At 67.4% G+C, this 7,762-nt stretch carries 7 protein-coding genes and 1 riboswitch; of the genes, 2 read left to right on the forward strand and 5 right to left on the reverse strand.

The genetic code is table 11. The features are described 5' to 3' along the window. Positions 1-1,499: hypothetical protein (locus tag VDP82_RS11035; protein WP_323014898.1), on the forward strand; the 1,499-nt coding region annotated here is incomplete at its 5' end. 173 nt (positions 1,500-1,672) lie between these two features. Here the strand turns inward: VDP82_RS11035 and VDP82_RS11040 are convergent. From VDP82_RS11040 to VDP82_RS11050, 3 genes are all read right to left on the reverse strand, one after another. Beyond that, on the reverse strand, positions 1,673-2,311 hold the full coding sequence (locus tag VDP82_RS11040) for an ATP-binding cassette domain-containing protein (protein WP_323014899.1): 639 nt from the start codon (positions 2,309-2,311) through the stop codon (positions 1,673-1,675). Continuing rightward, positions 2,298-3,890, reverse strand: coding sequence for a thiamine/thiamine pyrophosphate ABC transporter permease ThiP (locus VDP82_RS11045; protein ID WP_323014900.1), 1,593 nt, complete (start codon positions 3,888-3,890; stop codon positions 2,298-2,300). The genes VDP82_RS11040 and VDP82_RS11045 overlap by 14 nt, the downstream gene beginning before the upstream one ends. A 183-nt stretch (positions 3,891-4,073) precedes the next feature. Beyond that, positions 4,074-5,081, reverse strand: coding sequence for a thiamine ABC transporter substrate binding subunit (locus VDP82_RS11050; RefSeq protein ID WP_323014901.1), 1,008 nt, complete (start codon positions 5,079-5,081; stop codon positions 4,074-4,076). Positions 5,082-5,149: 68 nt separating this feature from the next. Continuing rightward, positions 5,150-5,246: riboswitch (TPP riboswitch) on the reverse strand. 84 nt (positions 5,247-5,330) lie between these two features. Between VDP82_RS11050 and VDP82_RS11055 the strand changes: the two genes are divergently transcribed. After that, the gene (locus VDP82_RS11055) at positions 5,331-5,963 is read left to right on the forward strand and encodes a thiamine diphosphokinase (RefSeq protein WP_323014902.1); all 633 of its coding nucleotides are present in this window, start codon (positions 5,331-5,333) and stop codon (positions 5,961-5,963) included. Positions 5,964-5,994: 31 nt separating this feature from the next. Here VDP82_RS11055 and rpoH read toward each other — a convergent pair whose 3' ends face one another. Together rpoH and VDP82_RS11065 are read right to left on the reverse strand one after the other, a co-directional pair. Next, entirely contained in the window at positions 5,995-6,867 is an 873-nt protein-coding gene (gene rpoH / locus VDP82_RS11060; protein ID WP_323014903.1) for an RNA polymerase sigma factor RpoH, read from the reverse strand. Positions 6,868-7,029: 162 nt separating this feature from the next. Then, on the reverse strand, positions 7,030-7,762 hold a 733-nt coding region (locus VDP82_RS11065), incomplete at its 5' end, for an RluA family pseudouridine synthase (RefSeq protein WP_323014904.1).

Below are 7,762 nucleotides of genomic sequence, written 5' to 3' on the forward strand. Positions count from 1 at the left end.
CGGTCAGCGAGCCCGAGGTGAAAGCACCGGCCGACGCGCCCGCTCAGCCGTCACCCGCGCCCCAGCCTGAGCCTATCCGGCGCGAGCCGCCGGCCATGCCCTCCATCGTCATGCGCGCCGAGGCGGCCAAGGCCGGCCCCAGCTCCCCCATCGGGGTTTCGAGCGAGCCGCGCCGCGAAAGCTTTTCCGCCGCCAATAGCAGCGTCGAGCCGCGTTTCGAGGCACCGCGCATCGAGCCGGTGATCGGCAACCAGGCGCTGGCGCGCCAGCCGGCCGTGGCGCCGATCCTGGAGACCGAGGCGGCGCCGGTGGAAGCGGCGCTGTCCAGCGTGCGCGAAGTGGAGGTCGAGCCCGACCCCAACGAGGCCCAGGACGTCATCGAGCGCGCCATCGAGACGCTCGACCGCGAGGCGCGCGGCGAATCAGCGCCCGATACGGACAAGCAGGCCGGGGGCGCTGCATCCCCCGATGCTTCCGAGGTGGATGACGATGCCGGCTTTGCCGACGCTCCCGCCGAGCGCGGCGGCGCGGGCCTCACCATTTTCCTTGTCGTTTTCGCCCTGCTGCTGGTCGGCGTGGGCGGCGCGGGCTTCTGGGCCTGGCGCGAGGGCTATGTCGATCTCGACCAGATGTTCGGCCGTGCGCAGGCGCCGGTGGTGGAAACCGCCAGCCAGGTGCCTGCGGCGACGCCCACCCTCGATCCGGTTCCCGCCAATGCCGATGGCGCGCCGGTGGGGCCGGGCAATACCGCGCCTACCGCCGGCGCCGATGTGGGCAATAGTGAATTGAGCGGGCTGGAAATCGACGACAGGCTCGAGCCGACCCCCGAGCCCGTACGGCCCAATGGCACCGAAACCATGCTGCCCGATATCGGCACCGGCGAGATCAAGACCGACGAGCGCCTGCCCGGCGCCGCAGCGGCCGCCATTGCCGCCGACGATCCTGCCGCTTCGGTCGATCCGGCCGTGCTGGCCGGCAGCCAGTCGCTGCTGCTCGAAGCCAGCACCGACGGCTCGGCGGGCGCGGTTCCGTTCTCGGGCACGGTGGAATGGAGCGAGGGCGTGGACGAATTGGGCCTGCCCACCATCAAAGGCGTGGCCAGCATTCCGGCGCGCAATCTGGGCGTGGACATCACCATCCGCAAGAATTCCGATCCCGGCCTGCCGGCCAGCCATCTGGTGGAACTGGACTTCAAGGTCAGCGACACCTTTGTGGGCGGCACCATCGCCAATCTGCCCGGCATTCTGCTCAAGGACCAGGAACTGGTTCCGGGCACGGCGCTGGTCGGCGCTTCGGCCCGCGTTCTGGGCAATTCCTTCCTTTTCGCCCTGAGCGCCGTGCCGGCCGAAACCGAGCGCAATCTCGATCTGGTGCGCAAGAGCCGCTGGATGGACCTGGCCATCATCTACGGCACCGGCCGCAACGCCATCATCACGCTGGAAAAGGACGCCACGGCGCAAGCCCTGTTCGACAAGGTCTTCGCCAGCTGGACGAGCTAAGGGGCAACGGTACCATCCCCTGGCACAATGTCATGCCGGCGCAGGCCGGCATCCATCCTGAAGACCATCCCCCCAACGATGGATGGGGGACCATGCGGAGCTGGATTCCGGCTTGCGCCGGAATGCCATCCGGGGTGGGACGAGATCGCGCGTCACAGGGATCGCGACACGCTTTACGCCGCCACCAGCCGCCCCTCCACCAGTTCATAGCGCCGCTGCGCCAGCGCGGCGATGTCGTCGGCGTGGTGGCTCACCAGCAGCGTATGCCAGCCATGACGGGCGGTGAGGGTGCCGACCAGCATGCGCACGGCGCGGCGGGTGGCGTCGTCCAGCGCCGAGAAGGGTTCGTCCAGCAACAGCACCGGGCGGGCGCGCAGCAGGGTGCGGGCCAGCGCCACGCGCTGCTTCTGCCCGCCTGAAAGCGTTGCGGCCACCTGCTCGCCCAGCCCCACCAGTCCCACTTCGGCCAGCGCCGCGGCGATTTTCGGCTCTGCTTCTGCGGCGGGGGTGCGGGGCGGCAGCCCGAGCCCGGTATTGCGCCTGGCGCTCAGATGCTCGAACAGGCTCTCGCTTTGCAGCAGCAGCGACACCGGCCGCTGTTCCGGCGGCAGCGGCACCAGGTCGGTGCCATCGAGGTCGATACGGCCGGCCTGCGGTTGGAGAAAGCCGGCCAGGAGGTCGAGCAGGGTGGACTTGCCCGAGCCGCTGGGGCCGGAAATGGCGGTCACCTCGCCCGGCCGCGCGTCGAGCGAAAAGAGATAGGGCGTCTGCTGTCGGGGATAGGCGAAGCGCAAATCTTCAACGCGCAGCATGGGCGATCCTTTCGAAAAGCCGGGGCAGGCCGACAAAGGCCGCGATGGTGCCGAGCAGCAGGATGGCGGCGATGGCGGCGGCGTCATTGCTGCGATAGGAGCCCAGGGCGCGGAACATCATCAGGGGCAGGGTCTGGAAATCCTGGGTGCCGAACAGGGCGATGACGCCGAGATCGCCCAGCGAGAAGCAGAAGGCCAGCGCCAGCATGACGCCGATATCGCGGCCCAGCAGCGGATATTCGACCAGCACGAACTGCCGCCAGCCGGTGAGGCCCAGCGTGCGGATCAGCTTGCCCCGGCTGCGGGCGATGGCGTCGAGCGGCGGCCCCAGCGTCGCCACGGCGAAGGGCAGGGCCAGAAGGCTGTTGCCGATAATGACGACGACGGGAGCCGCCGCCGTAGTGGAGAGGCCCAGATGCCGCACCAGCAGGAAAAAGCCCAGCGACAGCACCACCGCCGGCACGGCCAGATAGGCGAAAGCCGGCGCGCCCAGCAGCGCCCGCAGCCCCGGCCTTGCCGTGGCGCTGCGGCCCAGGCTCAGCGCCAGCGCCAGGGCCAGCGTCAACAATGCCGACAGCGTGCCGATGACGATGCTGCTCGTTGCCGCCGCCCAGAAGGCGGGCTGGCTCAGCAATGCGCCCAGGCCCGGCCGCAGCCCGTCGGCCAATACCGCCAGCAGCGGCAACACGAAGCCGATCAGCGCCACGATCAGCACGCCCCATTGCAACAGGCGCGCCGGGCCATGGTCGCGCCAGAGCGGGGGAGTGGAGGCGCCGAAGCCGCCGGGCACCGGGGCCAGCCCCGAGGCGAAAAGGATGACCAGCGCGCAGACCGCGATCTGGGTGGCGGCAAGCTGCACCGCGCCGACGAGATCGAAATCCTGCCGCACGGCGGCATAGATGGCCACTTCCAGCGTCTGGTTGGCCGGGCCGCCGCCCAGAAGCAGCACGATGGGAAAGCTGGTGAAGGCAAGAAGGAAGATGATGGCGGCCAGGCCCGGCATGGTGCCGCGCATGGCGGGCCAGTCGATCAGCGTGAAGCGCTGCCAGGGGGAGAGGCCGAGCGACTGGCCGGTCTTGAGCCGTGCCGCGGGGATGGCGTCGAGCCGGGCCAGCAGGATGCGGGCGGCAAAGGCCCCGTCCAGCACCACATGGGCCAAGAGGATGCCGCCCAGCCCGAAGGCGGGATTGCCGATGCCGGCGCCGAACAGGGATTCGCTCAGCCGGTTGATCCAGCCATTGCGGCCCCAGACCGAGAGCAGGCCGAAGGCCACCACCATGCCGGGGGTGACGATGGCGGCGGCGAACAGCCCCACCGCCAGCTCGCGCCCCCAAAAGCGCAGCCGGTTGAGCGCCCAGGCCAGCGCCATGCCCACCGCCAGCGACAGCAGGGTGGTCAGCCCCGCCTGGATGGCGGTCATGCGCAGCAGGTGCGCGATGTCCACCCGCGAATGGCCCGCTCCGGCATCGCTGGCGGCGGCCAGAATGGCCCAGAGCACCATGGCGATGAGCAGCGCAATGGCGGCGGCCAGAGCGGTGGCCACGCCGATGCGCAATGGGCGGGGCGGGAGGGTGGTCATGGCGAAACCCGGAGCCGGTATTGGGCCAGCGTTCCATCCCCGTCCCCGATGTCATCCCGGCCTTGAGCCGGGATCCATCCTGATATTTTCTCATTGGCCCACCATCTCAGGATGGGCCCCGGCTTTTGCCGGGGCGACACCATGGATGGGATGGTGAGGATGGGGAATGTCGCCACCACGATGCTACCGGATCGCCGCCAACATCTCGTCGACCCATTCCTGGCCATGGGCGGCGATATCCGCGTCGGAGAAGACGAGCGTCTTTTCCGGCTGCGGCAGGTTGCCGAAGGCGGGGTTGAGCGCCTCACCCAGATCGATCACCGGGAACATCCAATTGGTGTGGGCGATGATGTTCTGGGCTTCGGGCGAAACCAGGTAGGTCAGGAATTGCCGGGCCAGCTCCATCTGGTCGGTGGATTTCAGGATCCCCGCCACCTCGATCTGCGGATAGTGGCCCTCGCTGAACAGCGCCGCCTTGAGCGTGTCGTCCTGGTCCTCGATCAGGTGATAGCTGGGCGAACTGGTATAGCTGAGCGCCATGTCGACCTCGCCATTGAGGAACAGGGCATAGCTCTCGCTCCAGTCGCGGGTGACGGTGAGGATATGGGGCTTGAGGCCCTTCCAGATTTCGGCGGCGCGATCGCCATAGGCGGCCTTGACCCAGAGCACCAGCCCGAAGCCCGGGGTGGAGGAGCGCGGGTCCTGGATGACGATCTTGAAGTCGTCGGGCAGGGCGATCAATTCCTCGAACGAGGCCGGGGGCGTCGGCACAGCGTCGGTGTCGTACATGAAGGCGAAATGGGAATAGTCGAAGGGCACGAACTGCTTGTCGCCCCAGCCGCCGGGCAGCACGAGATTGTCCAGCGTCAGGTCGTGATCGGCAAAGAGCCCGGTGGCGCGGGCTTCCCCGGCAATGGCGGTGTCGAGCCCGAGAATGATGTCGGCGGGCGTGCTCTCGCCTTCGAGCTGGGCGCGGCGCAGCGTGCCGATGGACGAATCCACCCCCACCCAATCGACGATGCAGCCGCCGCAAATGGCCTCGAACCCGGCCTTCAGGCGCGGGGCAGGGGCCCAGTCGGGGGTGAAGCTGTCATAGGTGTAGATGGTGAGCATGGGCGCTTCCTCGGCCAATAGGGGCGAGGCGAGCGATCCGGCAAGGACCGCCAGCGCGACGGAAACGAATTTGACCATGGGTCAATCCCTTCATCGTGTGCGATCATGTGTGAGAAGGGTTTTGTCAATGGAGGAACGCCGAGACGCCCTTGCCATCTCGAACTTCCTCCGCCAGCATGACCTGGTTCAGGTTCAATGGGTAACTCTCAGCTCCGGTTTCCCGGAACACCCCAGCGAGACATCCCGACATCTAGTGCGAGTTCCAGTCCAGTGCAAGTCCCTGCCGATCCCAGCCCGCAGGCGCCCGCTTTCGTATTCGAGGGGCCCATGGCCATTGTGGGGGGCGGCGATGTCGATCCGGCCCTGCTGCGCGCCCTTTCCGGGCGCGGCGTGGCGCTGGTGGGCGCCGATGGCGGGGGCGACAGCATCGGCGCGGCCGGGCTGCTGCCCGCCGCCATCATCGGCGATCTGGATTCGCTCTCGGATCGCGCCGGCTGGGAACGGCGTACGAAGGTGCTGCATATCCCCGAGCAGATCACCACCGATTTCCAGAAGGCGCTCTATTCCACCCGCGCCCCGGTGACGCTGGCGCTGGGCATGACCGGCAGGCGGCTCGACCATACCCTGGCCGCGCTCAGCGCCGTGCTGCAATTTGCGCCCTCGCGCAAGCTGCTGCTGGTCGATGCGGTGGATGTGGCGCTGGCCGCCACGGGCGCATTGCGGTTCGAGGCGGCGCCGGGCGAGCGCGTTTCCATCCATCCGCTGCTGCCGATCGCCTTCACCCGCTCGCGCGGGCTTTATTATCCCATGGATGGGCTGACCCTGGCCCCCGGCGCGCTGATCGGCACTTCCAACCAGGCTTTGGGCGGGCCGGTCGAGATCGAGCCCGAGGACGATACGCCCTGGCTGCTCATCCTGGGCAAGGAGCGGCTGTGGGATTTGATAGCCGATCCGGAATAAAAAGGCGGGCCTTTCGACCCGCCTTCAATCCTCAGTTCGCCGCGGCGGCGGCCTCCTTGACCGCGTCCTGCACCTTTTCGAAGGCGCGGACCTCGATCTGGCGGATGCGCTCGCGGCTCACGTCATATTGCTGGGCCAGTTCCTCGAGCGTCTTGGGATTGTCCTGCAAACGGCGGGCCTGGAAAATAGCGCGCTCGCGCTCGTTGAGCACGCTCATGGCATTGGTGAGCAGGCCCATGCGCTCGTCATATTCCTGGCTGTCGCCCAGCGTGGTTTCCTGGTCGGGCGTATCGTCCACCAGCCAATCCTGCCATTCCGACGAGCCCTCGTCGGCCCGCATGGGCGAATTGAGCGAGGCGTCGCCGGACAGGCGCGCATTCATCGACACCACGTCGTCCTCGGTGACGTTGAGGGTGGTGGCGATCTGCTTGATCTGGTCGGGATGCAGCGCGCCGTCGTCCAGCGCGGCGATCTGGCCCTTCACCTTGCGCAGGTTGAAGAACAGGCGCTTCTGGGCGGCGGTGGTGCCGATCTTGACCAGGCTCCAGCTGCGCAGCACATATTCCTGGATGGCGGCGCGGATCCACCACATGGCATAGGTGGCCAGCCGGAAGCCCTTTTCGGGCTCGAAGCGCTTGACCGCGTGCATCAGGCCCACATTGCCCTCCGAGATCACCTCGGAAATGGGCAGGCCATAGCCGCGATAGCCCATGGCGATCTTGGCCACGAGCCGCAAATGGCTGGTGATGAGCTTCTGGGCGGCGCCGGGATCCTGATGCTCCTTGTAGCGCTTGGCCAGCATATATTCCTCATCCGGTTCCAGCATGGGGAACTTGCGGATTTCCTGAAGATAGCGGCTCAAGCCCCCTTCGGATGAGAGGACAGGAAGATTGGTCTGGGCCATGGCGCACCCCTTTCTCGGTTCCCCCGCCGATGCGGGCGGAAATATGTCTGGCGCGATGTCCGAACCCGGCCCATCGGCAAACTACGATGGATATATAAGCAGCATTTTGGCGAATGTAAGGGCGATGCGTGGGGAATGGCTGATCTTGCCGAAGGTTCCGTCTTAGCGCGCAAACGCCTTGTCATAGGGCTCCAGCGCGTCCTCCAGCGCTTGCAGATCGTCGGGCAGCGGCGCCTCGAAGAACATCTCTTGCCCGGTGGTGGGGTGCTCGAAGCCCAGCTCGGCCGCGTGCAGCGCCTGCCGGCCGAGGGCGAGGATGGGCTCGGCCACCGCTTCGGGCAGCCGCCTGATCTTGGTGGCATAGCCCGAGGCATAGACGGCGTCGGCCACCAGCGGATGGCCGATATGGGCCATGTGGACGCGGATCTGGTGGGTGCGCCCGGTTTCCAGGTGACATTGCACCCGCGTGATGTCCCAGCCTTCGTCCCCGAAACGCCGTTCGACGAAATAATGGGTGATGGCCTCGCGCCCGTCGCGGCGCACGGCCTGCTTGAGGCGGTTGTTCTGGTCGCGGCCCAGCGGGGCCTCGATGGTGCCCTTGCCGGTTTCGGTCGAGCCCCAGACAAAGGCGATATAGGCGCGGTGCAACGGGCCGGTGCGGCCGTGATCGGCGAATTGCTCGGCCAGGTGGCGATGGGCCTGCTCGGTCTTGGCCGCCACCATGACGCCTGAGGTGTCGCGGTCGAGGCGGTGTACGATCCCGGGGCGCTTTACCCCGCCAATGCCCGCAAGGCTGTCCCCGCAATGAAAGAGCAAAGCATTGACCAGCGTGCCATTGGGCGAGCCGGGCGCGGGATGCACCACCATGCCGGCGGGCTTGTTGACGACGATGAGC

Origin of the sequence: Devosia sp., from assembly GCF_034675085.1 — a bacterium.
Lineage (GTDB): Bacteria > Pseudomonadota > Alphaproteobacteria > Rhizobiales > Devosiaceae > Devosia.